The sequence below is a fragment of the Stenotrophomonas sp. GD03877 genome (assembly GCF_029840555.1).
GTDB classification, from domain to species: Bacteria; Pseudomonadota; Gammaproteobacteria; order Xanthomonadales; family Xanthomonadaceae; genus Stenotrophomonas; species Stenotrophomonas geniculata.
Map to the genome: position 1 here is coordinate 1 of NZ_JAOCCT010000016.1, position 25,557 is coordinate 25,557.

At 67.6% G+C, this 25,557-nt stretch carries 20 protein-coding genes; 12 read left to right on the forward strand and 8 right to left on the reverse strand.

Going from position 1 to position 25,557, the window contains the following annotated elements; translation table 11 throughout:
• Window positions 1–27: 27 nt before the first annotated feature.
• Together N5D20_RS13120 and mrcB are read right to left on the reverse strand one after the other, a co-directional pair.
• Window positions 28–564 carry a hypothetical protein gene (locus N5D20_RS13120; RefSeq protein WP_197579571.1) on the reverse strand — a complete coding sequence of 179 codons (537 nt, stop codon included), beginning with the start codon at window positions 562–564 and terminating at the stop codon, window positions 28–30.
• Complete coding sequence (gene mrcB, locus N5D20_RS13125) at window positions 561–2,999, reverse strand: penicillin-binding protein 1B (protein ID WP_043399215.1); 2,439 nt, start codon at window positions 2,997–2,999, stop codon at window positions 561–563. The genes N5D20_RS13120 and mrcB overlap by 4 nt, the downstream gene beginning before the upstream one ends.
• A gap of 96 nt (window positions 3,000–3,095) precedes the next feature.
• Here mrcB and N5D20_RS13130 point away from each other — a divergent pair, with 96 nt between their 5' ends.
• The gene (locus tag N5D20_RS13130; RefSeq protein WP_197579572.1) at window positions 3,096–5,195 is read left to right on the forward strand and encodes a glycosyltransferase; all 2,100 of its coding nucleotides are present in this window, start codon (window positions 3,096–3,098) and stop codon (window positions 5,193–5,195) included.
• Here N5D20_RS13130 and N5D20_RS13135 read toward each other — a convergent pair.
• Window positions 5,192–6,757 carry a hypothetical protein gene (locus N5D20_RS13135; protein WP_197579573.1) on the reverse strand — a complete coding sequence of 522 codons (1,566 nt, stop codon included), beginning with the start codon at window positions 6,755–6,757 and terminating at the stop codon, window positions 5,192–5,194. The genes N5D20_RS13130 and N5D20_RS13135 overlap by 4 nt on opposite strands.
• A gap of 30 nt (window positions 6,758–6,787) precedes the next feature.
• The gene (locus N5D20_RS13140) at window positions 6,788–8,944 is read right to left on the reverse strand and encodes a bifunctional (p)ppGpp synthetase/guanosine-3',5'-bis(diphosphate) 3'-pyrophosphohydrolase (protein WP_197579574.1); all 2,157 of its coding nucleotides are present in this window, start codon (window positions 8,942–8,944) and stop codon (window positions 6,788–6,790) included.
• Window positions 8,945–9,074: 130 nt separating this feature from the next.
• Here N5D20_RS13140 and N5D20_RS13145 point away from each other — a divergent pair, with 130 nt between their 5' ends.
• Window positions 9,075–9,611 carry a hypothetical protein gene (locus N5D20_RS13145; protein WP_057502257.1) on the forward strand — a complete coding sequence of 179 codons (537 nt, stop codon included), beginning with the start codon at window positions 9,075–9,077 and terminating at the stop codon, window positions 9,609–9,611.
• Between the two features lie 107 nt (window positions 9,612–9,718).
• Here N5D20_RS13145 and hrpA read toward each other — a convergent pair whose 3' ends face one another.
• Complete coding sequence (hrpA, locus tag N5D20_RS13150; RefSeq protein WP_197579575.1) at window positions 9,719–13,801, reverse strand: ATP-dependent RNA helicase HrpA; 4,083 nt, start codon at window positions 13,799–13,801, stop codon at window positions 9,719–9,721.
• 86 nt (window positions 13,802–13,887) lie between these two features.
• On the opposite strand from hrpA, the gene N5D20_RS13155 reads away from it, so the two are divergent.
• From N5D20_RS13155 to N5D20_RS13180, 6 genes are all read left to right on the forward strand, one after another.
• Window positions 13,888–14,436: a Dps family protein gene (locus N5D20_RS13155; protein WP_006439098.1), complete on the forward strand. Its 549-nt coding sequence runs from the start codon at window positions 13,888–13,890 to the stop codon at window positions 14,434–14,436.
• A 542-nt stretch (window positions 14,437–14,978) separates the two neighbouring features.
• A complete protein-coding gene (recQ, locus tag N5D20_RS13160; RefSeq protein ID WP_053443400.1) occupies window positions 14,979–16,784 on the forward strand; it encodes a DNA helicase RecQ in 1,806 nt (601 codons plus the stop codon).
• Between the two features lie 131 nt (window positions 16,785–16,915).
• A complete protein-coding gene (locus N5D20_RS13165; RefSeq protein ID WP_197579576.1) occupies window positions 16,916–17,299 on the forward strand; it encodes a CopL family metal-binding regulatory protein in 384 nt (127 codons plus the stop codon).
• A 75-nt stretch (window positions 17,300–17,374) separates the two neighbouring features.
• Window positions 17,375–19,183: a copper resistance system multicopper oxidase gene (locus N5D20_RS13170; protein WP_197579577.1), complete on the forward strand. Its 1,809-nt coding sequence runs from the start codon at window positions 17,375–17,377 to the stop codon at window positions 19,181–19,183.
• Window positions 19,180–20,175 carry a copper resistance protein B gene (locus N5D20_RS13175; protein WP_197579578.1) on the forward strand — a complete coding sequence of 332 codons (996 nt, stop codon included), beginning with the start codon at window positions 19,180–19,182 and terminating at the stop codon, window positions 20,173–20,175. Before N5D20_RS13170 ends, N5D20_RS13175 begins: the two co-directional genes overlap by 4 nt.
• Before the next feature lie 81 nt (window positions 20,176–20,256).
• On the forward strand, window positions 20,257–20,769 hold the full coding sequence (locus tag N5D20_RS13180; protein ID WP_197579579.1) for a GNAT family N-acetyltransferase: 513 nt from the start codon (window positions 20,257–20,259) through the stop codon (window positions 20,767–20,769).
• A 78-nt stretch (window positions 20,770–20,847) separates the two neighbouring features.
• Here the strand turns inward: N5D20_RS13180 and N5D20_RS13185 are convergent, their stop codons facing one another.
• Window positions 20,848–21,168: a zf-TFIIB domain-containing protein gene (locus tag N5D20_RS13185; RefSeq protein WP_010481706.1), complete on the reverse strand. Its 321-nt coding sequence runs from the start codon at window positions 21,166–21,168 to the stop codon at window positions 20,848–20,850.
• Between the two features lie 149 nt (window positions 21,169–21,317).
• Here N5D20_RS13185 and N5D20_RS13190 point away from each other — a divergent pair, with 149 nt between their 5' ends.
• Window positions 21,318–22,085, forward strand: a complete 768-nt coding sequence (locus N5D20_RS13190; protein WP_197579580.1) for a CPBP family glutamic-type intramembrane protease — start codon at window positions 21,318–21,320, stop codon at window positions 22,083–22,085.
• Between the two features lie 94 nt (window positions 22,086–22,179).
• A complete protein-coding gene (locus tag N5D20_RS13195) occupies window positions 22,180–22,602 on the forward strand; it encodes a response regulator (RefSeq protein WP_197579581.1) in 423 nt (140 codons plus the stop codon).
• A gap of 66 nt (window positions 22,603–22,668) precedes the next feature.
• Here N5D20_RS13195 and N5D20_RS13200 read toward each other — a convergent pair whose 3' ends face one another.
• Together N5D20_RS13200 and N5D20_RS13205 are read right to left on the reverse strand one after the other, a co-directional pair.
• Window positions 22,669–23,604: an alpha/beta hydrolase-fold protein gene (locus N5D20_RS13200; RefSeq protein WP_197579582.1), complete on the reverse strand. Its 936-nt coding sequence runs from the start codon at window positions 23,602–23,604 to the stop codon at window positions 22,669–22,671.
• 82 nt (window positions 23,605–23,686) lie between these two features.
• Window positions 23,687–24,535 carry an alpha/beta hydrolase-fold protein gene (locus N5D20_RS13205; protein ID WP_197579583.1) on the reverse strand — a complete coding sequence of 283 codons (849 nt, stop codon included), beginning with the start codon at window positions 24,533–24,535 and terminating at the stop codon, window positions 23,687–23,689.
• A gap of 131 nt (window positions 24,536–24,666) precedes the next feature.
• Here N5D20_RS13205 and N5D20_RS13210 point away from each other — a divergent pair, with 131 nt between their 5' ends.
• Entirely contained in the window at window positions 24,667–25,101 is a 435-nt protein-coding gene (locus tag N5D20_RS13210) for a hypothetical protein (RefSeq protein WP_197579584.1), read from the forward strand.
• A 78-nt stretch (window positions 25,102–25,179) separates the two neighbouring features.
• A complete protein-coding gene (locus N5D20_RS13215; protein WP_010481695.1) occupies window positions 25,180–25,497 on the forward strand; it encodes a hypothetical protein in 318 nt (105 codons plus the stop codon).
• The last annotated feature ends 60 nt before the right edge of the window (window positions 25,498–25,557 follow it).

Consider the following 25,557-nt stretch of genomic DNA (forward strand, 5'->3'; position numbering starts at 1 on the left):
CGAGGGGCTGCGCCGTTGGCTGGAAATTCAGTACCGCTTGATCCCCGGCACGGTGCAGCCTTCCAGCTGTGCATGCGCCGACACCGCATTTTCCTTCTCGCCCCGCGCCAGGCGCGACTGCTCGATCGTCGCCCAGTGCCGCCGGCACAACGGCCCCGTCTTCGAGCCCAGATCCACCGCCTTGCGCGCGAACGTCTCCGCCTGCGCCCACTGCCCCTGCAGCAGCGCCAGTTCGGCACGTTCCTGCAGCACCGCCGGGTCGCCGGCGACGATTTCCAGCGCGTGATCCAGGCTGCTGGCGGCACCGGCCAGGTCGTTCGCCTGGCGTTGCGCCTGCGCGGTCACCCGCAGGTCTTCCACCTGCGAATCACGCAGCGGCTGCACCGACAGCTCCTTGTCGTCCGGACCTGCGGCCGCATCCACCGCAGCCAGGCGCTGTGCCGGCGTAGTGGTATCGACCGGCTTGACCACCGGCGGCGCGCTGGTCACGCAGGCGGCCAGGGCCAGGCTGAGGCCGGTCAGGGCCAGGAGCTGCAGCAGGGATCGCATGTTCATCGGCATCATCGGCTCGGGGGAGGAGTGGCGGCGGCGGGCGCCGCGGCAGGTTCAGCAGGCGCTTCCGGCTTGCGGTCCAGGCCGAACCAGCTGCGCCAGCCACCGCCCTCGCCTTCGGCACCCTGCCCGTCCGGCGACACCGCCGGCGCGCACGGTGCATAGGCCGGTGCATAGCCCACCACGAACGGGAAACGACGCGCGCCCGGACAGCCTTCATCCGTGCTGTTGAGTCCGGTGGGCGCCACCGACTGCCAGTCCAGGCCCTTGTTGCTGACCCGCAGCGGAGCACTCGGCAGACGCTGGAAGATACCCGACCAGACCCGCATCGCGCCGGTGGCGCCGTACAGGCCGGCCTGCTCGTTCTGGTCGTTGCCGATCCAGATCACCGCCAGATGATCGCCGGTGTAACCGGCGTACCAGCTGTCGCGGCCATCGTTGGTGGTACCGGTCTTGCCGGCCGGCTGCAGGCGGCCGAGGCCATCGGCGTTGAGCCGCTGCGCGGTGCCGCTGGCAACCACCTGCTGCAGGCCGACACTGATCAGGTTGGCGGCAATCGAGTCGCCTTCCTGGGCCGGTGCCGGGGTCTTGTCGTAACGCTTGAGCAGCTTGCCCTGCGGATCGAGCACGCCACGCACCGCATGCAGCGGCTGGATCTCGCCACCGGACGCGAGGAACTGGTACAGCTGTGCCATCGCGTACGGGCTCTGGTCGGTCGAGCCGAGGATCACCGCCGGGTTGGCCTCGGCCTTGATGCCGGCCAGTACGTGGATCAGCTGGGTCACGCGCTCGGGGCCGACCTGCATGCCCACGCGCACCGTGGCCTGGTTGTAGGAATGCGCCAGCGCGTCGATCAGGCGCACCGTACCGTGGCTGCGGTTGTCCGCGTTGCCGGGATTCCAGTTGCGGCCGCGGCCGAGCTGCACGGTCACCGGTGAATCATCGACCCAGCTGGCCAGCGAGTAGCGGTCCGGCTGCGCAAGCGCCAGCAGGTAGACGAACGGCTTGAGCAGCGAGCCGACCGGACGCTGTGCTTCGATCGCCCGATTGAAGCCGACCTCGGACACCTCACGGCTGCCGATCACCGCCAGCACATCACCGTTGTGCACGTCGGTCAGCACCATGCCGGCCTGCAGTTCGGGGCGGCGCTTGCTTTCCAGCGACTTGATGGTGCGGGTCACCGCGCCTTCGGCATAGGCCTGCGCGGACGGCGACATGCCGGTCATCACGCTCAGGCCCGCGCCCTGCAGCGCCGATTCCGGATAGTCATGGCCCAGCTGGCGGCGGACCAGATCGACATAGGCCGGGAAGCGGTTGGCGGCAACCAGGCCCGGCGTCTTGGGCACGCCCAGCGGGGCCTTCAACGCACGTTGGTACTCGGCGTCATCGATCAGCGTGGCCTCGTGCAGTTTGCCCAGCACGAAGTTGCGGCGATCCAGCGCGCGTTCCGGATTGCGCCGCGGGTCGTAGAAGGACGGGCCCTTGACCAGGCCGATCAGCAGCGCGATCTGCTCGGTCTCCAGCGACTGCAGGTCGCGGCCGAACCAGAACTCGGCACCGGACGACATGCCATGGATCGCCTGGCTGCCACGCTGGCCCAGGTACACCTGGTTGAGGTAGGCCTCGAAGATGGTGCGCTTGTCGTAGCGCGCTTCCATGATCAGCGCGTACAGCACTTCGTTGAATTTGCGGGTGACCGTTTGTTCCTTGCCGATGCCGAGCAGGCCGCTGCGGGCCAACTGCTGGGTCAGCGTGGAGGCGCCCTGGCGGCTCTGGCCGCCGGAGCGGATGGTCACCCACACCGCGCGCGCGATGCCCGACAGGTCGATGCCGTGATGGCGGTTGAAGTCCTTGTCCTCCACCGCCTGCAGGCCGGTCACCAGCAGGTCCGGCGCCTCGTCCATGCGGATCAGGCGGCGTTCTTCCTGCTTCTGGCCGTACAGGGTGGCGATGCGGGCCGGGTCCAACCGTGCGGCCTTCAACGCCTTGCGGTTGTCGGCGTCACGCAGCGAGGCGACCGCACCATCGGCCAGCGACAGCTCGAGCCGGCGCGGGGCAACCCGGCCATCGACGTCGTTGTAGCCGCGGCTGGAGATGACGAAGCGCCCGCCGTTCACCGCATAGGTGGCCGGCTCCTTGCCCTGGCCGTCATCGCGGTAGGCGGAGGCGGCCAGCTCGGTCTTCAGCGTGGACGCATCCATCGCCTTGCCGGGGGTGAGCACCAGCGGGCGCGCATAGACACGCGTCGGGATCTGCCAGCGCAGTTCACCGAAACGCTGGGTCACCTGCTGGTTCAGGTACAGCGTATAGGGAATGAGGAAACCCAATCCCAACGCGACCGCAGCCATGCTCCAGGTGATCAGGCGACGCCGCCACAGCGGGCCGTTGTCCTGCTGGTCGTCGTCGTCGAAATCGTCGATGTCGTCGGAATCGTAGCGTCGGGGCACGGGAATGCGAGAATGTAGGGTCTGGCGAGTCTACCCCAGCCGCTGCGGCTGGCGGATTCTCCCGGGTTCCCCTGCTTAAGCTGGAGTTGCAACCGGATGGCGATGTCCCTGGCCGAGATCCGATACCTGATCAACCGCCTCACGGGCCTGGCCCGCCGGAGCCTGGCCAGCCTGCGCACCCGTGGGTGGCGGGCGACCTGGCAGCGCATCCGCGTGCATACCCAGCGCGCCGTTCCCGCGCCGCGAACGCCGCTGTTCCTGCCGCCGGCACAGGATTTCGCCCCCTTCACGGTGCCGTTCAGCGAGACGCCGGAAGTGAGCATCGTCATCCCGGTCTATAACCACGCCGGCCACACCCTGGCCTGCCTGCGCGCCCTGGCGGCACATCCGCCGCTGGCCGCGTGCGAGATCCTGGTAGTGGATGACGGCAGCAGCGACGCCACCGTGCAGTGGATGCCGCAGGTAGCCGGACTGCGCTACGAAGTGCGCGAGCACAACGGCGGCTTCATCGAGGCCTGCAACGATGGCGTGTCGCGCGCACGCGGCCGCTACGTGGTGCTGCTCAACAACGATACGGTGCCGCAGCCGGGCTGGCTCGACGCTCTGCTGGACACGTTCGCCAGCACGTCCGGCGCCGGCCTGGTCGGCAGCCAGCTGCTCTACCCCGATGGCCGCCTGCAGGAATCAGGGGGGGTGATCTTCGCCAACGGCAGCGGCTGGAGCTACGGCCGTTTCGAGGCGGCGGACGACCCGCGTTTTGCCAGCCTGCGCGACGTCGACTACTGCTCCGGTGCGGCGCTGATGCTGCCGCGCGCCCTCTGGCAGCAGCTGGATGGCTTCGATACCCGCTACAAGCCGGCCTACTACGAGGACACCGACCTGGCCTTCCGCGTGCGTGCACAGGGCCTGCGCGTGCTGGTTCAGCCGGCCAGCCGGGTGATCCACGACGAGGGCACCAGCAACGGCACCGACACCGGCAGTGGGGTGAAGGCCTACCAGGTGCGCAACCAGGCCATCTTTGCCGCCCGCTGGGCCACCGAGCTGGCCCGCCATCCGGCGGTGGGCGAAGTGCCGTCACCGGCGCTGCTGCTGCGTGGCCGACGCCAGGTGCTGATCCTGGACGAGGAAGTACCGCAACCGGATCGCGATTCCGCGTCACTGCGCCAGGTGAACCTGATCCGCCTGCTGCTGCAGGGCGGCGCTCATGTGGTGTTTGTTCCCACCCGCCGCGAACATGGCGGTGCCGCCACCGAAGCACTGCAGCGGATGGGCGTGGAAGTCTGGTATGCACCGTTCCTCGATGGCGTCGCCAGCTGGCTGCGAACGCACGGTGCACGCTTCCATGTGGCGCTGCTGGTCCGCCACCATGTCGCCCACGAGTGCCTGCCGCTGCTGGAGCGCTATGCGCCACAGGCACGCACCGTGTTCGACACCGTGGACCTGCACTACCTGCGCGAACGCCGTGGTGCCGAAGTCGCCGGTGATGCCGGGCTGCTGCGCGCCGCCGAGCGTACCCGCGCCAGCGAGCTGACGGTGATGGAGCAGTGCGACGTCACCGTGCTGGTCAGTGCCGCCGAGCGCGAGCAGCTGCAGGCCGACGCCCCGTCCGTGCAGGTGGAACTGATCTCCAACCTGCACGACGTCGCCGGCGCCGGCAGGCCGTTCGAACAGCGCCATGATCTGGTGTTTGTCGGCGGCTTCCGCCATCCGCCGAACCTGGATGCCATGGAGTGGTTCATCGGCGAAGTCTTCGCCGGCATCCGCGCCCGTCTGCCCGATGTACGCCTGCACTGCATCGGTGCCGCCACACCCGATTCGCTGCTGGCATTGGCCGCACGCCAGCCCGGCGTGCAGATGCACGGTTTCGTCGAGGACATCACGCCCTACATGGACGGCGCACGCATTTCCATCGCGCCGCTGCGCTTCGGTGCCGGCGTGAAAGGCAAGATCAACCTGAGCATGGCCCATGGCCAGCCGGTGGTAGGTACCACCTGCGCCGTGGAAGGGATGCACCTGCGCCCGGGCCAGGACGTGCTGGTGGCCGATGATGCGGCGGGCTTCGCCGATGCGGTGGTCCGCCTGTACCAGGATCCGCAGCTGTGGCAGCAGCTGTCCGATGCCGGCCTGGCCAACATCGCAGAGCACTTCTCGCTGGACGCTGCCCGGGCAACCGTGCAGCGGGTGTTCTTTACCTAATCCGGGCGCCCGCCTGCGCGGCGCAGGCGGTCTTCGAACGCTGGCAGCTCGGCCAGGTCCGGCTGCAGCAAACGGGCCTGTCCGGCGGCATGCGCCGCGAAAGCCAGGTCGCCGTTGCCGAGCCGTTCGCTGCCGATCGCCAGCCAGCGCTGGGCCAGGCGCAGGCGTGCCGAGGGAAGTCCGGCCGCGGTCGGCGACAGGGTCTGCCAGGCCTGCAGGCAGGCACCTGCGGCGTGCACGCGGTTCTGCCGCAGGTTGTCGTCGAAGCAGCGGCGACTGGCGGGCAGCAGCCGCGCTGCGGCAGCCTTCACCCGTGCATCGCGTGGCGCCAGTGACTGCGCTTCGCGCAACGCGTCGAACGCACTGTGGCCGGGGGGGCTGATCCATTGCCCGGCACGTTCGGCTCGCTCGATCCTGCGCAGGTGGTCGCGCAGGTGGCGCTCGCGCTGCGTGTTGCTGACCGCCGGCTGCTGCAGCGCCTTCTGCGCCTGTTGTGCGCGCTGCAGGCGTTGCGCGAGCTGCTGTTGCGCGGCCGGCGAAGCGCCCAGCGCTTCCGCCAGCGCGGCATCGGCCTGCGCCGCCTCGAACTGGAAGTCGTCGGCCTGCTTCTGGCTGCGTACCAGCACTGCCTGCAAGGTCTGTTCGCGGCCGCGCTGGGCACTGGAATCATCAACCGCCACTGCCAGCACGGCGAGGAATCCCTTCGCTGCCGATTCCAGCTGCCGCCGCTGCAAGGCGCGCTGGGCCTGGCGCAGGCGCTGGTCGACAGCCTGTGCCAATGCTTCCTGGCTTGCGGGCAGATCGGCGTGGCCGGCATCGAACTGGCGCGCACGCTGCAGTATCGTCGCTGCCTCGGCCAGCTCGCCGCGCCCGGCCAGGATACGGGCCTGCTGCAGCAGATCGCTCAGTGCGTCCTCGCGACCTTCCAGCGCCGGCAGATTGTCCGGCTGCAATGCCAGGATGCGCTGGAACAGGGGCAGCGCGCTGCTGTCACCTTCGTCCAGCCGGCCCGCTGCAAAGGCGTTGCGCGCCTGCGCCAGCAGTGCACCGATGCCGGCGCCTGCAATGCGCCGGGCCTGCAGCTGGCGAGCCACGGCGTCCGCTTCGCCCTGCGGCACCTGCAGTTCCCGGGCCAGTGCCAGCGCCTGCGCGCTGCCCTCGAGGTCGTTGGCCCGCAGTTTTTCGCTGGCCTGCTGCAGGGCCGCGGCGCCGGTACGGGCCAGGCCTTCGCGGGCCTGCGGACGATCGCCATCCAGCGCCAGCACGGCCTGGTAGCGCTCGCGCGCGCCACTGCCGTCGGCCGCGCTCAACCGGCCGGTGGCAAGCGCGCGGTCACCTTCGGCCAGCAACTGTTCGATCTGCGGCTCATCCCAGAACCAGTCGGCCAATGGCTTGCGCAGCAGCACCAGCAGCACGAACACCGCCAGCGCCGCGACCAGCGCCCAGCGCCACACCCGGCGCGCGTGGCGTGCCTGCAGCCACCACCAACGGCCTTCGCGGCGGACGCGGTCCAGCGCAGGATGTTCAGCGCCATGCGGGCGATGCGGGGGCTCGCGTTCCATGCGTGCAGGGTAGCCGGGGCAGCGTGAAGCTCAGCCGAGGCGACGCGCCTCGCTCACGCCGGGCAGCGCGTCCAGCTTGCCCAGCAGGGTCGACAGCTGGCCGTAGTCACTGACTTTCAGGCGCAGGCGCAGATGGGCACGGCCACTGTTGCGCACGTTGTCACTGTGGATGTCGAGCACGTAGGCGTCTTCCTGGGCGATCAGGTTGGTGATGTCCTTCAGCAGCCAGCGGCGGTCGACCGCAGTGACCACCACGTCCACTTCGTAGCCGCCGCCGGCCTGGCCCCACTCCACCGGCAGGATGCGCTGCGGGCTGGTGGCTGCCAGCCGGGCCAGCGCGGCACAGTCTGCACGATGCACGGTGACACCACGGCTACGGGTCAGGTAGCCGACGATCGGCTCGCCAGCCACCGGCTGGCAGCAGCGTGCCAGCTGCACCAGCAGGTTGCCTACGCCCTGCACGGTGAACTTGGACTTGCCCAGGTTCTCGCGGCGCGCGGTCGGCCGCGGCAGGGTCGGCGCGGGCGCCGGCTGGCTCGCTGCACGTTCGGCTTCCAGCAGGGTACGGCTGACCTGGTTCGGGCCGGTATCGCCCAGCGCCACCTGGATGTAGAGGTCGTCAACGCTGTCGGCATGGAACTTCTTCGCCGCCACCGCCAGGTCCGAGTGCTGCAGGCCCAGACGCTTCAGCTCGCGCTCAAGCAGTTCGCGCCCGGCCTGCACGTTGCGCGCGCGGTCCAGCTTGTGGAACCAGCTGCGTACCTTTTCGCGCGAGCGGTTGCTGGCCAGGAAGCCGTTGGCCGGCATCAGCCAGTCGCGGCGGGGGTCGGCCTCCTTGCCGGTCAGGATCTCGACGCGGTCGCCGCTGCGCAGGCGATAGGTCAGCGGCACGATGCGACCGTTGACCTTGGCGCCCCTGCAGCGGTGGCCCACCATGGTGTGCACCTGGTAGGCGAAATCGAGCGGCGTGGCGCCCTGCGGCAGATCCAGCACCTCATCCTTCGGGCTGAGTGCATAGACCCGGTCTTCGGTCAGCTCGGCATCGAGCGCCCCGGCCAGCTCATTGCCCTGCCCGTCCTGCGCCTGCTCCAGCAGCTGGCGCATCCAGGTGATCTTGCGGTCGAAGGACTTCTCCGCGCCCTTGCCACCTTCCTTGTACTTCCAGTGCGCGGCCACGCCCAGCTCGGCCTGCGAATGCATTTCGTGGGTACGGATCTGCACTTCGATGGTGCGGCCTTCCGGGCCGACCACGGCGGTGTGCAGCGAGCGGTAGTCGTTCGCCTTGGGCCGGGCGATGTAATCGTCGAACTCGCTCGGCACCGGTGCCCACAGTGCATGCACCACGCCCAGCGCGGCGTAGCAGGCGGCGACGTCATCGACCATGACGCGCACCGCGCGGATGTCGTACAGCTGGTCGAACGCCAACCGCTTCTTCTGCATCTTCCGCCAGATGCTGTAGATGTGCTTTGGGCGGCCGCTGACCTCGGCCTTGATGCCCTGCGCGACCAGCTCGCGCGACAGCACCTTCTTGACGTTCTCGACGTAACGCTCGCGGGCGATGCGGGTTTCGTCCACCTCCCGCGCAATGCGACGGTAGGTCTCCGGTTCCAGGTGGCGGAACGCCAGGTCCTCCAGCTCCCACTTCAGCTGCCAGATGCCCAGGCGGTTGGCCAATGGCGCGTGGATGTCGCGTGTCAGCTGTGCCAGCGCGCGGCGTTGCTCGTCATCCAGCTTGTCGGCCGCGCGCATCCGCGCCAGCTGCCGGGCCAGCAGGATGGGCACCACGCGCAGGTCGCGGATGATCGCCAGCAGCAGGCGGCGCAGGCCTTCGCTGTTGCGCCCGGCCTCACGGCCGGCATGCAGCGCCCACACCGGGTCGGCGGCGTCCTGGCCATCCAGCAGGCCGATCACCGCGGCCTTGTGGTTGCCCAGCGGCAGTTGCTCCAGTCTGGCGCGCAGGCCCGGCAGGTCGAACAGCAGGGCTGCGACCACCGCGCCTTCGTCGGCAGAGAGCATCGCCAATGCATCGAGGGTGTCACCCAGCACCGACCAACTGGCGCGCATCTGGTGGTCGCATTCCGGCGCTTCCCAGTGCCCGCGCAGGGCCTGGCGCAGCGGAGCAGGCAGCACGGCTGCCGAGGGACGGTTCAACAAGGCATCCAGGCCGGGGACGGAAGCGCGGTTCACAGCATCGAGCAGGCAAGACAGAGGCCTCTACACTAGCGCCGGCGCCGTTCAGGGACAATCACCGCGGCCACCATCACCCGGCATGAAGACATGCCGCTACACTCGCGGGCAAACCCAGGAGAGTCCCGACATGTCCTCGATCGCCCCGCGTTTCCGCCTACGGCTGCTGGCCTGTGCCGCACTGTTGCTGTCCCTGTCGGCGCCTGCGCTGGCCCAGCGCGTAGTGGAGGGGGACCTGCAGCAGCAGATGTCACCGGCCGAGTTCAAGGCTGCTGGCCTGGACAAGCTCAGCGCGCAGGAACTGGCCACGCTGAACCGCTGGCTGCAGGGCAAGGTCGAAGCGGCCACCACCCAGGCGGTTGCCGCCGTACGGGAATCGGCGCGCGAGGAAGGCCGTCAGGAAGTGATCGTGAAGAATCGCGGCTTCTTCGATTTCGGCAGCAGCGAGCCGATTGTCGGTGTGCTGCAGGGCGAATTCCGCGGCTTCGGCAAAGGCCGCGTCTACGTGCTGGACAACGGCCAGGAATGGGAGCAGACCGACACATCCACGACCCCAGGGGTACGCAAGCAGTCGCCAAACGTCAGTATCAAGCCCGGAATGCTCGGTGTCTGGTACATGAAGATCGAAGGCGTGAACGTACAACCGAAGGTGCGCCGTACCAAGTAACGGCTTACCCGTCCCGTGGAGCCTGGCCGATGCTCCGCTGCTTTCCGATGGACCGCCATCGTCCATCGCCAGCAGTCGAGCGCCGGCTCGGCTCTACAGGACCGGATTCACGCCTGGCGCAATGCGGTCACCCGCTGCGCCAGCTTCTTCGCCGAGATGCCGGTGCGTGCCCCCAGCTCCTGCGCGAACAGTGACACCCGCAGCTCTTCCAGATCCCAGCGCAGCGCCTGCCATTGCGGGCGCTCGCGCAGTCCCTGCTGCTCCCCCACTTCCAGCGCTTCCAGGAACGGGTGCAGTTCCAGCATGCGCGCCTGGTCACGTGGCGGATCACGCTTGGCACGCTCGGTGCGCAGGATCATCGCCTTCAGGTAGCGCGGGTACTGCGCCAGCGCGTCAGCCGGCGTGTCGCGCAGGAAGCCGGGATGGATAAGGCCGGCCAGCTGCGCTTCCATGTCGTCCAGGTTGCCGCGCGCCCAGCCCATCAACGGTGCTTCCAGCATCGGCTTCAGTTCCGCCACCAGGCCCAGGATGGTTTCGGCCAGTTTCAGCCGCGACATCGCCTCACCGAACAGGGCCTTGGCCGCATGCTCGCGTCGCTGCTCGAAGGTCGCCGCATCGCGGATGTCTTCCAGCCCCTCGGCCAGCACTGCGTTCATCGCTGCATCGACCAGGTCGCCGCGCAGGCGCTCCTGCGATTCGATCGCGGCATACAGCAGGCCGGTCTTGGCACCGACCGGCAGCTGCTTGCGCGCCTGCTTCACCTTCTCGGCCAAGGCGATTTCCAGCAGGCGGCGCACGCCGAGCGGATGGGTCTCCAGCGCCTGCTGGCGGTCGGCGAAGATGCGCAGCGCCACGCTTTCGCCCTCGTCCAGCAATGCCGGATAGGCCGGCACGCCTGCTTCACCGGGCACCTGCAGCGGAATCGGCGTGGCCGGGAACGTACGCAGGCCATCGGCCGCCATCTCGCGGCCGGCGCGTGCAGCGAAGGCATCGCCGGCACGACCGCCGAACTTGGCGCGCAGTGCATCCAGATCGCGCGAGGTCGCCAGCACCTTGCCCTGCTCGTCGCGCAGCCGCAGGTTCATGTGCAGGTGCGGTTCGATCGAACCGGGCTCGAAATCGAGCGCGGTCACCGTGGCGCCGGTTGCGCGTGACAGGAAGCGCGCCAGTTCGCCGGTGATGGCATCGGCGCTGGGCTGCGGGAACGCCTCGTAGAACGCGCGGCCGAAATCCGGTGCCGGCACGTAGTTGCGACGCATCGCCTTGGGCAGGCTGCGGATCAATGCCGAGGCCTTGTCGGCGACGAAGCCCGGCGCCAACCAGCCCAGTTGCACCGGGTCCAGCGCGTTGAGCAGGTGCAGCGGCACGTCCAGGGTCACGCCATCGTCGTCGGCACCCGGTTCGAAGCGGTAATGCAGTGGCAAGCGCGCCTGACCCAGCGCAAGGTACTTCGGGTAGCGCTCCTGTTCGCTGCCCTCACCGGGCAACAGGTCGACCAGCGACCAGTGCAGGGTCTTGCGCTGTTCCGGCGCCAGCCCCTTCCACCAGGTATCCAGGCCCGCCGCCGAATGGATCTGCGGCGGCACCCGGTCCAGGTACCAGCGCGCCTGCCAGTCTTCGTCGGCGACGATGCCGGCGCGACGTAGCTTCGCTTCTTCCTCGCGGGCGATCTCCAGCACTTTCTGGTTGTCGGCCACGAAACTGGCGCGGGTGTTGATCTCGCCGGTCACCAGCGCCTGGCGCACGAAGATGTCGTGCGCCTCGCCCGGTGCGATGCGGCCGTAGTGCACCGGCTTCTTCGGCGCCAGCACCAGGCCGAACAGGCTGATCTGCTCCGATGCCAGCACCTGGCCCTGCGCACGCGACCAGTGCGGGTCGAAGTGCTTGCGCAGCAGCAGGTGCGGTAGTTCGGCGATCACCCAGTCCGGCTCGATCGCGGCCAGGGTCATGCCCCACACCTTCTGCGTATCCAGCAGGTTGGCCACCAGCAGCCACGGCGGCGGCCGCTTGGACAGCGCCGAACCCGGGAACGGCAGGAAGCGGCGCTGGCGTGGTGCCTGGAAATCGCCCTTCTCGGTGCGGTGGCCGATCTGCGTCGGCAGGCCCGCCACCAGCGCCCGGTGCAGGGTCTGGTAGGCGGCGGCGCGCACGCGTTCGCTGAAACCGCCGCCAACCGGCGCCTGTTCCTTCTGCGCACGCACGGCCACCGGCGCCGGTGCGGCCTCGGCCTTGCCTTCGCGGGCCAGGCGCGCGGCACGGTGCAGCTGGCCACGGGTGGCTTTCACCGCCGCGGCGTCGTCACGCGCCGGTGCCGGCGCACTGCTGCCGGCCAGCAACGGTGCCATCGACGCCTCATTGGCCTCTTCCTTCCAGCCCAGTTCTTCGCACAGCAGGCGCAGCTGGCGATGCAGCTCGCGCCACTCGCGCATGCGCAGGAAGCCGAGGAAATGACGGCCGCACCAGTCGCGCAGCTTGGACTGGGTCAGATCTTCATGGGCCTGCCGATAGGCATCCCAGAGGCGCAGCACACCGACGAACTCGGAACGTCCATCGGCGAACTGCGCATGCGCGCTGTCGGCTGCACCGCGGGCTTCGGGCGGGCGTTCGCGCGGGTCCTGGATGCCCAGGAACGAGGCGATCACCAGCATCGGCCGAAGGCAGCTGGCGGCCTGCGCGGCGACCAGCATGCGCGCCAGCTTCACGTCCACCGGCAGGCGTGCCATCTGCTTGCCGATGGTGGTCATGCGCCGCTCGGCGTCGATCGCGCCCAGTTCAGTCAGTTGCTGCCAGCCATCGGCCACCGCGCGCTCGTCCGGCGCTTCCAGGAACGGAAACTCCTCGATGCGGCCCAGGCCCAGCTGCAGCATGCGCAGGATCACCCCGGCCAGGCTGGAGCGGCGGATTTCCGGATCGGTGAACTCCGGCCGCGCCTGGAAATCGGCCTCGGCGTACAGGCGGTAGCAGATGCCCTCGGCGATACGACCGCAGCGGCCCTTGCGCTGGTTGGCACTGGCCTGCGAGATCGGCTCGATGTGCAGGCGGTCCAGCTTGTTGCGCGGACTGTAGCGCTTGACGCGGGCGAAGCCCGGATCGACCACGTAACGGATGCGCGGCACCGTCAGCGAGGTTTCCGCCACGTTGGTGGCCAGCACGATGCGCCGGTTCGGTCCGGGATTGAACACCCGGTCCTGGTCCTGGTTGGACAGACGCGCGTACAGTGGCAGCACCTCGGTATTGCGGTACTTGCGCCGTTCCAGCGACTGGTGCGCATCGCGGATCTCGCGCTCGCCCGGCAGGAAAATCAGCACGTCGCCGCGCGCATCCAGGCGGGTAATCTCGTCGATGGCCGACACGATGGCATCGTTGACGGTACGCTCGCCCTGGTCTTCACCCTCGCCTTCCAGCGCGCGGTAGCGCACTTCCACCGGGTAGGTGCGGCCTTCGACGCTGATCACCGGCGCATTGTCGAAGTGCTGGGCGAAGCGTTCGGTGTCGATGGTGGCCGAGGTGACGATCAGCTTCAGGTCCGGGCGCTTGCGCAGCAGCTGCTTCAGGTAGCCCAGCAGGAAGTCGATGTTGAGGCTGCGTTCGTGCGCCTCGTCGACGATGATCGTGTCGTAGTTCGACAGCCAGCGGTCGCTGGCGATCTCCGCCAGCAGGATGCCGTCGGTCATGAACTTGATGCGGCTGTCTTCGCTGACCTTGTCGTTGAAGCGCACCTGGTAGCCGACCAGCTGGCCCAGTTCGCTCTGCAGTTCCTGCGCCACGCGGCTGGCCACCGCACGTGCGGCAATCCGTCGCGGCTGGGTGCAGCCGATCATGCCGGCCTGGCCCCGGCCTGCGGCCAGGCACAGTTTCGGCAGCTGGGTGGTCTTGCCCGAGCCGGTTTCACCGGCGATCACCACGACCTGATGACCGCGGATCAGCGCGATGATGGCGTCGGCTTCACGCGCAATCGGCAGCTGCGGGTCCAGAGTAATGGACGGCTGCTGCTGCGCCCGCAACTGCCGGCGCTGCACCGACGCCTGCAAGGCCTGCTCGAAGGTGGCGGCCAGTGCCGCATCCTGTGGCTTGGCCTGGCACCGCGAGAGCATCCCCAGCAAACGGCCCCGGTCGCGGCTCATGGCGCCGTCGATGGCGGCGCGCTGTTGGCGCAGGCGGGGCGATGGATTTTTATCGATAGAGTTCATCAATCGGTTCGTTCAAAACTTTGAAAGCGACCAGTCATCACGACCGGTTTATTGTGAAGGCCAACGATTCCACAAGGAGGAACCCCATGGCGAAGACCAAGAGCACGACCAAGGCCAAGACCGGCAAGCAGAAGCTTGCAGCGGCGGCACCGTCGGCGCCGAACATCGATATCGGGATCACCCAGGGCGACCGCAAGAAGATCGCCGACGGTCTGTCGCGCTTCCAGGCCGATGCGTTCACGCTCTACCTGAAGACGCACAACTTCCACTGGAATGTGACCGGGTCGATGTTCAACTCGCTGCACACCATGTTCGAGACGCAGTACACCGAGCAGTGGGCGGCACTGGACGACGTGGCCGAGCGCATCCGCGCGCTGGGCTTCAATGCCCCGGGCTCCTACCGGGAATTCGCTGCGCTGACCTCGATCGCCGAGGAACCGGGCCTGACCGACAGTGCGGACTGGCGTGAAATGGTACGCCAGTTGGTGGTCGCCAACGAAGCGGTCTGCCGTACGGCACGTGAAGTGCTGGACGTGGCGGCCAAGGGTGACGATGCCCCGACCGAGGATCTGATGACCCAGCGGCTGCAGACGCACGAGAAGTACGCCTGGATGCTGCGCTCGCTGTTGCAGTAAGGGTTGGGGGTGTTCGGCAGGGCTTGCAGCCCTGCACCCGCCGAAGCCTTCAAGCCAGCGCCAGAGCAAAAGCCAGTTTCCTGAAGGTTGGCGGGGTGGGTCCGGTTGAGGGGGACGCCGTAAACCCGTCCATGGGGGCTTGGTCGCGGCATCCATGCCGCTCACACCCCCTCAACCGGACCCACCCCGCCTTCGACAGATTTCCGCGATCTGCCAGGGCATTGCTTGGGGTCAGATCCGTTTTCCGCAGGAAAACGGATCTGACCCCATTTCGTTTGTCGATATCTGACAGATTTCATCCACGCATGGCGTGGATCTACGAGCCGCCGGCCAACTGTCGAAGGCGGGGCGGTGTCGGATTGCGGGGTGTCAGCCGCATGGATGCGGCTGCCAAGCCCCCATGGACGGGTTCACGGCGTCCCCGCAATCCGACAGCGCCCCGCCAACCCACGGACAGCCCGCTTTCGACGTTGACGTTGCCTTTGATTCGGCAGGTGCAGGGCGCAGCCCTGCCGACTCCCCCGCCGGGGTAAACTAACCGGATGGCTTCCCGTCCCGCGCACGACCTGCTCCAACGCGTCTTTGGTTACGACGATTTCCGTGGTCCCCAGCAGGACATCGTGGAGCATGTGGCTGCCGGTCACGATGCCCTGGTGCTGATGCCCACCGGCGGTGGCAAGTCGCTCTGCTACCAGGTGCCGGCCCTGCTGCGTGACGGATGTGGCATCGTCATCTCGCCGCTGATCGCGCTGATGCAGGACCAGGTCGAAGCCCTGCGCCAGCTCGGCGTGCGTGCCGAGTACCTGAACTCGACCCTTGACGCCGAGACCGCCAGCCGCGTCGAGCGCGAACTGCTCGCGGGCGAGCTGGACATGCTCTATGTCGCCCCCGAGCGGCTGCTGACCGGCCGCTTCCTGTCGCTGCTGTCACGCAGCCACATCGCCCTGTTCGCCATCGACGAAGCACACTGCGTGTCGCAGTGGGGCCATGACTTCCGCCCCGAATACCGCCAGTTGACCGTGCTGCACGAGCGCTGGCCGCAGATCCCCCGGATCGCGCTGACCGCCACCGCCGACCCGCCGACCCAGCGCGAGATCGCCGAGCGCCTGGACCTTCAGGAAGCACGCCACTTCGTCAGCTCCTTCGACCGCCCCAACATCCGCTACACCGTGGTGCAGAAGGACAATGCCCGCAAGCAGCTGACCGATTTCCTGCGCGGCCACCGTGGCGAGGCCGGCATCGTCTACTGCATGTCACGGCGCAAGGTCGAGGAGACTGCCGAATTCCTCTGCGGCCAAGGCTTCAACGCCCTGCCCTACCATGCCGGCCTGCCGCCGGAAGTGCGCGCTAACAACCAGCGCCGTTTCCTGCGCGAGGATGGCATCGTGATGTGCGCCACCATCGCCTTTGGCATGGGTATCGACAAGCCGGACGTGCGCTTCGTAGCGCATACCGACCTGCCCAAGTCGATGGAAGGCTACTACCAGGAAACCGGTCGCGCCGGCCGTGATGGCGAAGCCGCTGAAGCATGGCTGTGCTACGGCCTGGGCGACGTGGTCCTGCTCAAGCAGATGATCGAGCAGTCCGAGGCCGGCGAAGAACGCAAGCAGCTGGAGCGGGGCAAGCTCGATCACCTGCTGGGCTACTGCGAATCCATGCAGTGCCGCCGCCAGGTGCTGCTGGCCGGTTTCGGCGAGACCTATCCGCAGCCCTGCGGCAACTGCGACAACTGCCTGACCCCGCCCGCTTCGTGGGATGCCACCATTCCCGCGCAGAAGGCATTGAGCTGCGTCTACCGCAGCGGCCAGCGCTTCGGCGTCGGTCACCTGATCGACGTCCTGCGTGGCAGCGAGAACGAGAAGGTGAAGCAGCAGGGCCACGACAAGCTGAGCACCTATGCGATCGGCCGCGACCTGGATGCACGCACCTGGCGCAGCGTGTTCCGCCAGCTGGTCGCCGCCAGCCTGCTGGAAGTGGACAGCGAGGGCCATGGCGGCCTGCGCCTGACCGATGCCAGCCGCGACGTGCTGACCGGCCGCCGCCAGATCAGCATGCGCCGCGACCCGGCCAGCAGCACCAGCGGACGCGAGCGCAGCGCACAGCGCACCGGCCTGTCGGTGCTGCCGCAGGATCTGGCCCTGTTCAACGCCCTGCGCGGCCTGCGTGCCGAACTGGCGCGCGAACAGAACGTGCCGGCCTTCGTGATCTTCCACGACAGCACCCTGCGCAACATCGCCGAACAGCGCCCGACCAGCCTGGACGAACTGGCCCGGGTCGGCGGCATCGGCGGCACCAAGCTGAGCCGCTACGGCCCGCGCCTGGTCGAGATCGTGCGCGAAGAGGGCTGACGGTAACGCGTTGCCGCGCTGCGCGAACAGCAGCCGAGCGTGGGCTCGGCTCTACGCTGGTGCTGGTCCAACCTTGAACCGGCCATTCAGCCGGAAGTGCATCCGCGCCCACTTGCAGCTAGATTAACGCCATGTCCCTGGCCTCGACCCTGCTCCGTGTCGTGCTCATGCTCAGCCTGTTGCTCAACGGGCTGAACGCGGCCATGGCCAGTGGTCATGAGGAAATGGGCCGGATAGCCCATGCGGTAGCCGCCCTTGATGGCGGCGGCGATGCCGACTGCCACCACCACGCCGCCATGCAGGCCGACCAGGCCCCGCAGGCCAAGGCCCCCGCCCACGACGCCCACTGCCAGATCAAGGACTGCGTGCGCAGTTGCGCCCAGCACCCGCTGCTGGTGGTGCAGCCGTTGCCGTATCTGGCGGGCCCGGCACTGTCGCTGGCGCCGCAGCCGATGCCGGCCACTGGCCGGCCGGCGCCGCCGCTGCCGCCGATCTCCCGCCCTCCCATCGGCTGATTCCACACACACCGTGCGCCCTGCGCACCGTAGCCGGCCACCTGCCGGCGTCTTTACGTGTCTGGAGTCACCACCATGAATACCCGCATTCCCCCCGGTCCGGGCGCTGTGCCCATGCCGTCGCGCCGCCTGTTCGTGCAGGGCCTGGCCGCCGGTGGCGTGGTTGCCGGCATCGCCGCTGTCGGCGTGCCGCAGCGCGCGCTCGCCGCCGCCACGGCTGCCCCACGCCTGGCCGGCGCCCCCGCCGTGCTCAGCGACACCCGCATCGAATTGGCCATCGGCGAATCGCTGGCCAATTTCACCGGCCGCACCCGCCCGGCGATCACCGTCAACGGCTCGCTGCCCGCGCCGATCCTGCGCTGGCGCGAAGGCCAGACCGTGGACCTGTTCGTGCGCAACACGCTGGGACGCCACCCGACCTCCATCCACTGGCACGGCATCCTGCTGCCGGCCAACATGGACGGCGTGCCGGGCCTGAGCTTCAACGGCATCGGCCCCGGCGAGACCTACCACTACCACTTCCAGCTGAAGCAGTCGGGCACCTACTGGTACCACAGCCACTCGATGTTCCAGGAGCAGGCCGGCCTGTACGGTGCGCTGATCATCGATCCGGCCGAACCGGCGCCGTACCACCACGACCGCGAGCACGTGATCATGCTGTCCGACTGGACCGACATGGACCCGGGCGCGCTGTTCCGGCGCATGAAGAAGCTTGCCGAGCACGACAACTACTACAAGCGCACGCTGCCCGACTTCCTGCGTGACGTGAAGCGCGACGGCTGGTCGGCCGCGCTGTCCGACCGCGGCATGTGGGGCCGGATGCGGATGACGCCGACCGATATCTCCGACATCAACGCGCATACCTACACCTACCTGATGAACGGCACCGCCCCGGCCGGCAACTGGACCGGCCTGTTCCGCAGCGGCGAAAAGGTGCTGCTGCGCTTCATCAATGGCGGGTCGATGACCTATTTCGACGTGCGCATCCCCGGTTTGAAGATGACCGTGGTCGCCGCTGACGGCCAGTACATCCACCCGGTCAGCATCGACGAATTCCGCATCGCTCCCGCCGAAACCTACGACGTGCTGGTCGAACCCACCGGCCAGGACGCCTTCACGATCTTCTGCCAGGACATGGGCCGCACCGGCTACGCCGCCGGCACGCTGGCGGTTCGCCATGGCCTGCAGGCACCGATTCCCGCACGCGACCCACGCCCGTTGCTGACGATGAGCGACATGGGGCACGACATGGGCAGTGGTGGGCACAGTGGCCACGACATGGCCGCGATGAAGGGCATGGAAGGCAGCTGCGGTGCCAGCATGGGCCACGGCGCGCACGGCGGCGATACCGCCAGCAAGGCACCGAAGCATCCGGCCAGCGAACGCAACAACCCGCTGGTGGACATGCAGAGTTCGGCCACCGAACCGAAGCTGGACGACCCCGGCATCGGCCTGCGCGACAACGGCCGCCAGGTGCTGACCTACGGCGCGATGCGCAGCCTGTTCGAGGATCCTGATGGCCGCGAGCCGAGCCGCGAGATCGAGCTGCACCTGACCGGCCACATGGAGAAATTCTCCTGGTCATTCGACGGCATCCCGTTCGCCAGCGCCGAGCCGCTGCGGCTGAACTACGGCGAGCGCATGCGCATCGTGCTGGTCAACGACACCATGATGCAGCACCCGATCCACCTGCACGGCGTGTGGAGCGATCTGGAAAACGCACAGGGCGAATTCCAGCTGCGCAAGCACACCATCGACATGCCGCCGGGCACGCGCCGCAGCTATCGCGTGCGCGCCGATGCGCTCGGCCGCTGGGCCTACCACTGCCATCTGCTGTACCACATGGAAGCGGGCATGATGCGCGAAGTGAGGATCGAAGAATGAGCCGCTCACTGCTTTCCCCCAGCCTGCTGGCCCTGGGCCTGGCCGCCGCATTGCCGGTGTTCGCGCAGTCGCACGCAGGCCATGACATGGCCGCGATGGACGCGCCGGCGAAGACCGCGAAGACGCCGGCCGAATCGGTCGATCATTCGAAGATGGATCATTTGAAGATGGACATGAGTGCGGCGGATCACGCCGGCATGGACCACTCCACGATGGACCACTCCACGATGGACCACTCGAAGATGGACCATTCGGCGATGGGTCACGGCACGCCCGCACCGACCGAACCCCTCGAACCGATCCCGGTGCCTACCGATGCCGACCGTGCCGCTGCATTCCCGCCCATCGCCCACGGTGCGATGGAGCATGCGCCGGAGATCAACAGCCTGCTGCTGATCGACCGCCTCGAGCATTGGGATGGCAAGAGCAGCAACGGCCAGGCCTGGGAGGCCACGGGCTGGATCGGCGGCAACATCAACCGCCTGTGGCTGCGCACCGATGGCGAACGCAGCCGTGGCCGCACCGAATCATCGTCGCTTGAAGCACTGTATGGCCGCAGCGTGTCGCCGTGGTGGGACGTGCTGGTCGGTGTGCGCCAGGACTTCCGACCGGCCGACTCCCGCACGTGGGCAGCCATCGGCATCCAGGGCCTGGCGCCCTACAAGTTCGAGAGCTCGGCCACGCTGTACATGGGCTCCGGCGGCCAGGTGCTGGCCAAGGCCGAAGTCGAGTACGACGTGCTGCTGACCAACCGTTTGATCCTGCAGCCGCTGCTGGAAGCCACAGTGGCAGCCAAGGATGAACCGGAGTACGGCATCGGCCGTGGCCTGAACAAGGTCGAAGCCGGGCTGCGACTGCGCTATGAGTTCAGCCGCCGCTTCGCGCCGTACATCGGCATCAGCCACGAACGCAGTTTCGGCGACACCTCTGACTATGCCGGTGACCACGCGCGCGACACGCGTTGGGTCGCTGGCGTGCGCATGTGGTTCTGAGCAGCGTTACGTGAGCAGTGGCCAGCCCCGGCAGCCGCCGGGGCCGGCTACACTGCGCCACGTTCCAATGCAGGCACCGCCATGTCGTTGCAGATCCGCCGCGCCACCCTCGCCGACGTCGACACGCTTTCGGCGATCGCCATCGCCACCTATACCGAGACCTGGGGCGACTCATATCCGCCGCAGGACCTGCACGATTTCCTGCAGGATCACTACAGCAGCGAACCGCAGCGCATCGAACTGTCCGACCCACGCAGTGCCATCTGGCTGCTGATGGACGGTGACGCCGTGGTCGGCTATCTGGCCGCCGGTGCCAACACCCTGCCGCACACGGATGCATGCGAGGGCGACATCGAACTGAAGCGGTTCTACATTCTGGCTGCACACCAGAACGGCGGCCATGGTGCACGCATGATGGACGCGTTCATGGCCTGGCTGGACCAGCCGCAGCGCCGCACCCTGTGGGTGGGCGTATGGGAAGAAAACTTCGGCGCGCAGCGCTTCTACGCGCGCTATGGGTGCAGCAAGGTCGGCGAGTACGACTTCATCGTCGGCGACACGCATGACCGCGAGCTCATCATGCGGCGGCCGTGATCACGCGCTCCATGTAGCGTCGACCCATGCTCGACTATGGCCTGCAACATCCAGTCGAGCATGGCTCGACGCTACAAACTAGAAATCGAACAACTCCGACAGGAAGCTGTCCTTCTTCTTTTTCTTGTAGCCGTGGCTGTACTGCTGGCCCCGGTTGTCCTCGTAGCGCTGGCCCAGATGACGGGTGTCGCGATGCATCACCGGCGGCGGCGCGGCGGCCGGCTGCGACTGCGCCGGGGCGGGCGGCGGTACCGCACTACCCGCACCCGCGCGCTCGATGATCTTGTCCAGTTCACCACGATCCAGCCAGACACCACGGCAACCAGGGCAATAGTCGATCTCGATGCCATGGCGTTCGGCCATCTGCAGGGTCTGGGTCTTGCACACGGGGCACAGCATCGGCATTGCTCCTGTCGGTCTGGTAACGACTGTACCTGCCCTGTGATGACTGTGCGGCAACACATGACCGATGGCACAGGGACTTCCGGCGCGTGCCAGCGTGCCCGGCTCCTTCCACACTGCATGCTGGTTCCGCAGGGAGTGCGTGCATGACCGTCCTGTCCCGCCTGCCCAGCGCCGCGCGCCTGCTGCTGGTGCTGCTCGGCGTCGGCGTTGGCCTGAATCTGCGCGACATCGCAGCCGCCGCAGGCACGCCGATTCCCGCCTTGCCCATTGCTTACGGCGGCAGCCTGCTCGACAACGCGCTGGCCGTGCTCGTGGCACTCCTGCTGGCCGCGCTGCTGCGGCCACGCGGGATGGGCCTGATGACCAGCCTGGGGCTGCGCGGCAACGGCTGGGGCGGCCCGTTCTGGGTACTGCTGGCCAGCCTGCCCTGCTGGCTGGGCCTGGCGCTGCTCGGTACGCCGAACAAGGCACTGACCGCACTGGATGCCACCATGCTGGCGGTGCTGTTCCCGCTGGCCGAGGAAGTGCTCTTCCGCGGCCTGGGCTTCGTACTGCTGGTGAAGATCGTGCGCGGCCCCTGGCCATGGCTCGCACTGCCGCAGGCGCTGTTGTTCGGCATGGTGCACTGGCTGGGCTTCGGCGGCTTCGACGGTGGCGGCCTCGCGCTGTTCGTCGGCGCGGTGATCGCCCTGGGCGGCTTCATCTTCGCCTGGCTCGACCACCTCGACGGTGACACCTTGTGGTGCGGCCTGGTCCTGCACGTATCGATGAACCTGGCCTGGAACGTGTTCAGCCTTGATGACGCCGTTGCACTGGGCTGGCAGGCCACCGGCCTGCGCATCGGCACCGCCCTGCTCGCGGTCGCGATCCTGGCCTGGCACGTGCATCGCCGGCGCCAGACGCGGTTGTAACGCCCACTTAGCTTGCCGTGCACGCCGGGATCACTACCGGCTTGCGCATACTTGCGCGCCTTTCGCTCCCCCTGTTGTCCGGAGTTGCCGCGTCATGTTGCTGTCCAAGCGCTTTGTGGAACCGCGCGTCCTGCTCATCGAGGACGCCGAGGAAACCCAGGAACTGAGCCGTCTCGCCCTGGAAAGCCAGGCCTGCCAGGTCACCGCTGTCAGCAGCGCCGAGGCCGCGCTGGGCCTGCTCAACGCCGGTGAACCGTTCGACCTGCTGTTCACCGACGTCTGCCTGGGCGGCATCAGCGGCATCGAAACCGCCAACCGCGTGCGCGAGCACCTGCCGCAGCTGCCGATCCTGGTCACCTCCGGCATGGATCAGCATCGCGTGCTGCCGCAGCTGCGCGCCGGCATCCACTTCCTGCCCAAGCCATACAGCATGAGCGAGCTGCTCGATGCCATCCGCCTGTGCTTCCGCCACGCCGATGTGGGCGTGTTGACCGGGCCGGATGCACAGGCCGCGTGAGGCATTCATCCACGCATGCGTGGATCTACTGATTTCACTTCTCGTCGGCGTGGATTGAACGGGTCATCAGCCGCCGGTATACGGCCCCTCACCCGGCAACACTTCCAGCAGCGCACGGCTGATCACCCGCGGGTATACCGTCAGGTGGTCCTCACCGTCGATCACCACGTTGTCCACCTTCAGCTCGCGCCCCTTGCGCTCAAGCTGGGCAGTGAAGTCGGCAGTCTGCCGCAGCATGTCGTTCCCGGTTGAGTAACGCGGCCCTGGCTTGTCCGTCTCATAGCTTCCCACCGACAGCAGCACCCGCGTCGGCTGCGCCGGAATCACAGCGGCATCCTGCATCCGCGGCAGCAGAAGGTGGTCGAACCACAACGACGGGCTCGACAGAACATAGGTGCTGAACATGTCCGGCCGGGTCGTCAACACGTAGGCGCCGAACAGAGCACCATAGGAATGACCGGCGAACATGCGCCGGGCGGGATCGGTGCGATAACGTGCATCGACCATCGGCAGCACCTGCGCCGCCAGGAAATCACGATAGTGCGCGGCACCGCCGTAGGTGACGTCATCACTGTAGTAGCCCTCGGTACGCGCCGGATTACTGGGCGTGTAATCGCGCGATCGACTCTGCTTCGAGGTCAGGCCTTCCTGTGGTGGCAGCCCGACCAGGATGAAATTCTCAATGTTGACACCCTTCTGGCCCACCAGGTTGCGCACGCTGCGCACCAGCGGGAAGCTGTACAGCGCGTCGGTCACGTACAGCACCGGATAGTGCTTTTCCGGATGTGCGGCGTAGTCGGCCGGCAACGCCACCCAGACCGGATAATCGCGGCCGATCGGATCGTGCACGCGCAGCGCTTCGGTATCAGGCAGCACCACGCCCGACACAGCGGCGGCCGGGCTCTCCTTCGCTTCACTCTGCGCTGCCGGCGGCGCCACCGACATCGCACAGCCACTCACGGCCAGGCAGGCCGCCACACTCCATCCACGCACACGCTGCATCCACACGCTCCCATTGCGGGCGGCGCACCGGATGGCGCCGCTGCCGCATCCTTGCATGGTGCGCAACCGGCTGCCAGTGCGGTCAGGGCGAGGCCGGCGGCGCCGGGAACAGCGTGCGCAGCGCCTGCAATGCGGCCGGATGATAGATCGTAGCGTGGGTTTCTTCCGGCAACGGCAGGTACTTCACCAGCGGCGACGGCGAAGCCTGCTGCAACAACTCGGCCAGTCGTGCAGTGGATGCGGCCAGCTCCGGCTGCCCACTGCTGGCCAGGAATACGCGCGGCTGCACACGCGTCACCGCCGGCAGCTGCTTGGCCGCCCCGGCCAGCATTGCTCCGCGGTTCCACCACAGGCTGGGATCCAGCGCGATGTAGCTGTTGAACAGTGTCGGCTCCTGCAGCAGCGTTTCGACCACGAACAGGCCGGCCAGCGATTCACCGATCAGCGCGCGCTCGTCGGTGGTCGGGTAGCGCTGGCGCACCTGCGGCATCAGTTCATCGCGCAGGAACGTGCGGTAGGCCGCCGAGCCGCCGACGCGCGGCGCGATCTTCCGGTCCTGCGGGTCGTTGCTGGGGCCGGTCATGTCGCGGCGGCGCTCGGTGTTCTCGATGCCGACCAGCAGGAACGGACGCATGCTGCCGTTGCCGCTCAGCACCTGCACCAGCCCGGCCACATGCAGGAAATCCTCACCGATGCCACCATCTGCCATGTACAGCACCGGCAGCGGCGCCTTCGGATCCAGGCCCCACGGCTGCGGGCGGTAGACATTGATGCGGCGGGTTTCGCCCAGCGCCTTCGACTCGATGGTGAAGGTCTCGCCGATGACCAGAGGGGTTGCGGCAGCTGATTGTGCGGGCGGCGCCGGTTCGGCGGCCATCAGCGGCGCGGCGGAGACGACGGACAACAACAGCGACAGCACGATCAAGCGCATGGAGCGGCCCATCCTGGGAAAGCGCTGAGCATAACGCCAAGGCCAAGGCGTCGGCCGATTCGGCATGCCTGCACGTATGCTACGGCGCTGCGCGATGCTTGAACTGTATCGGGAAATGACTGCAATCACGTTTGCTAACATTCATCGTTTCCTACAAGGAGTTGGGACATGGGGGGATTCAGCATTTGGCACTGGATCATTCTTCTGGCGGTCGTCCTGATCCCGGTCGGCATCGCAGCCGTCATCGCAGCGATTGTTCTCAGGCGAAAGTAGATCCACGCCATGCGTGGATGCGCATTCTGGGATGCCTCAAGCGCATCCGCGACGGCGCCGACGGCCTGCCCTGGCCGGAAACCGATCTGCCGCCCGGGCGGGAACAGGCGATGGCACACGCGGAGCGTGCCGCCGTTGGCATGCTGACCGTGGCGGAAATGCTGCACGCCGCCGAACGCTGCCGGTCGATGGCCACGCCCGACCGCCATCTGGATGAGGGGCTAATCGATGGGTTGTTCTTCGCCTGCCGCGGGCCGGCGGAACTGGTGTGCCGGGATATCCGGCCGGCGTAGCCGCCGTTTCACCCAGATCCGGTCCATACTTGGGACGGACTGGTTGCCAGTCCCTTCGAAACCTACAAGGAGGTTTGCATGTTGAGTGCCCTGCTCATCGCCGCGCTGGCCGCCAGCTCGGCCGCGCCCGTACCGTATGCCGATTGCCTGCTCGGCAACATCCAGCCCGGGCTGTCTGATCGTGCCGTGCAACTGGTGCAGGAGGCCTGTGCTGCAAAGCATCCGGAGAGCTTCGCCGCAGCAATGGAACTGGAACGCAGAACCAGCCTGCAGCGGCTCACCTATTTCGAGGCGGCAAGAGCGGAGGCGGCACGTTCTGCGAATGCAGCAGCAACGGCCGCACAGGAGGCTGCTGACGCGGCGGCGGCTAAAGCGAAGACTGCGCGGACGAAGTAGTTGCCGTGGAGGAGCGCAACAAAAAAGGCACCGCATTGCGGTGCCTTTCTGAATGACCTG

Excerpts from the sequence above, each read along its gene's own strand:
- N5D20_RS13120 (WP_197579571.1), bottom strand. The coding sequence starts at position 564 with ATGATGCCGATGAACATGCGATCCCTGCTGCAGCTCCTGGCCCTGACC.
- N5D20_RS13130 (WP_197579572.1), top strand. The coding sequence starts at position 3,096 with ATGGCGATGTCCCTGGCCGAGATCCGATACCTGATCAACCGCCTCACG.
- N5D20_RS13135 (WP_197579573.1), bottom strand. The coding sequence starts at position 6,757 with ATGGAACGCGAGCCCCCGCATCGCCCGCATGGCGCTGAACATCCTGCG.
- N5D20_RS13145 (WP_057502257.1), top strand. The coding sequence starts at position 9,075 with ATGTCCTCGATCGCCCCGCGTTTCCGCCTACGGCTGCTGGCCTGTGCC.
- hrpA (WP_197579575.1), bottom strand. The coding sequence starts at position 13,801 with ATGAACTCTATCGATAAAAATCCATCGCCCCGCCTGCGCCAACAGCGC.
- N5D20_RS13155 (WP_006439098.1), top strand. The coding sequence starts at position 13,888 with ATGGCGAAGACCAAGAGCACGACCAAGGCCAAGACCGGCAAGCAGAAG.
- recQ (WP_053443400.1), top strand. The coding sequence starts at position 14,979 with ATGGCTTCCCGTCCCGCGCACGACCTGCTCCAACGCGTCTTTGGTTAC.
- N5D20_RS13165 (WP_197579576.1), top strand. The coding sequence starts at position 16,916 with ATGTCCCTGGCCTCGACCCTGCTCCGTGTCGTGCTCATGCTCAGCCTG.
- N5D20_RS13170 (WP_197579577.1), top strand. The coding sequence starts at position 17,375 with ATGAATACCCGCATTCCCCCCGGTCCGGGCGCTGTGCCCATGCCGTCG.
- N5D20_RS13175 (WP_197579578.1), top strand. The coding sequence starts at position 19,180 with ATGAGCCGCTCACTGCTTTCCCCCAGCCTGCTGGCCCTGGGCCTGGCC.
- N5D20_RS13180 (WP_197579579.1), top strand. The coding sequence starts at position 20,257 with ATGTCGTTGCAGATCCGCCGCGCCACCCTCGCCGACGTCGACACGCTT.
- N5D20_RS13185 (WP_010481706.1), bottom strand. The coding sequence starts at position 21,168 with ATGCTGTGCCCCGTGTGCAAGACCCAGACCCTGCAGATGGCCGAACGC.
- N5D20_RS13190 (WP_197579580.1), top strand. The coding sequence starts at position 21,318 with ATGACCGTCCTGTCCCGCCTGCCCAGCGCCGCGCGCCTGCTGCTGGTG.
- N5D20_RS13195 (WP_197579581.1), top strand. The coding sequence starts at position 22,180 with ATGTTGCTGTCCAAGCGCTTTGTGGAACCGCGCGTCCTGCTCATCGAG.
- N5D20_RS13200 (WP_197579582.1), bottom strand. The coding sequence starts at position 23,604 with ATGCAGCGTGTGCGTGGATGGAGTGTGGCGGCCTGCCTGGCCGTGAGT.
- N5D20_RS13205 (WP_197579583.1), bottom strand. The coding sequence starts at position 24,535 with ATGCGCTTGATCGTGCTGTCGCTGTTGTTGTCCGTCGTCTCCGCCGCG.
- N5D20_RS13215 (WP_010481695.1), top strand. The coding sequence starts at position 25,180 with ATGTTGAGTGCCCTGCTCATCGCCGCGCTGGCCGCCAGCTCGGCCGCG.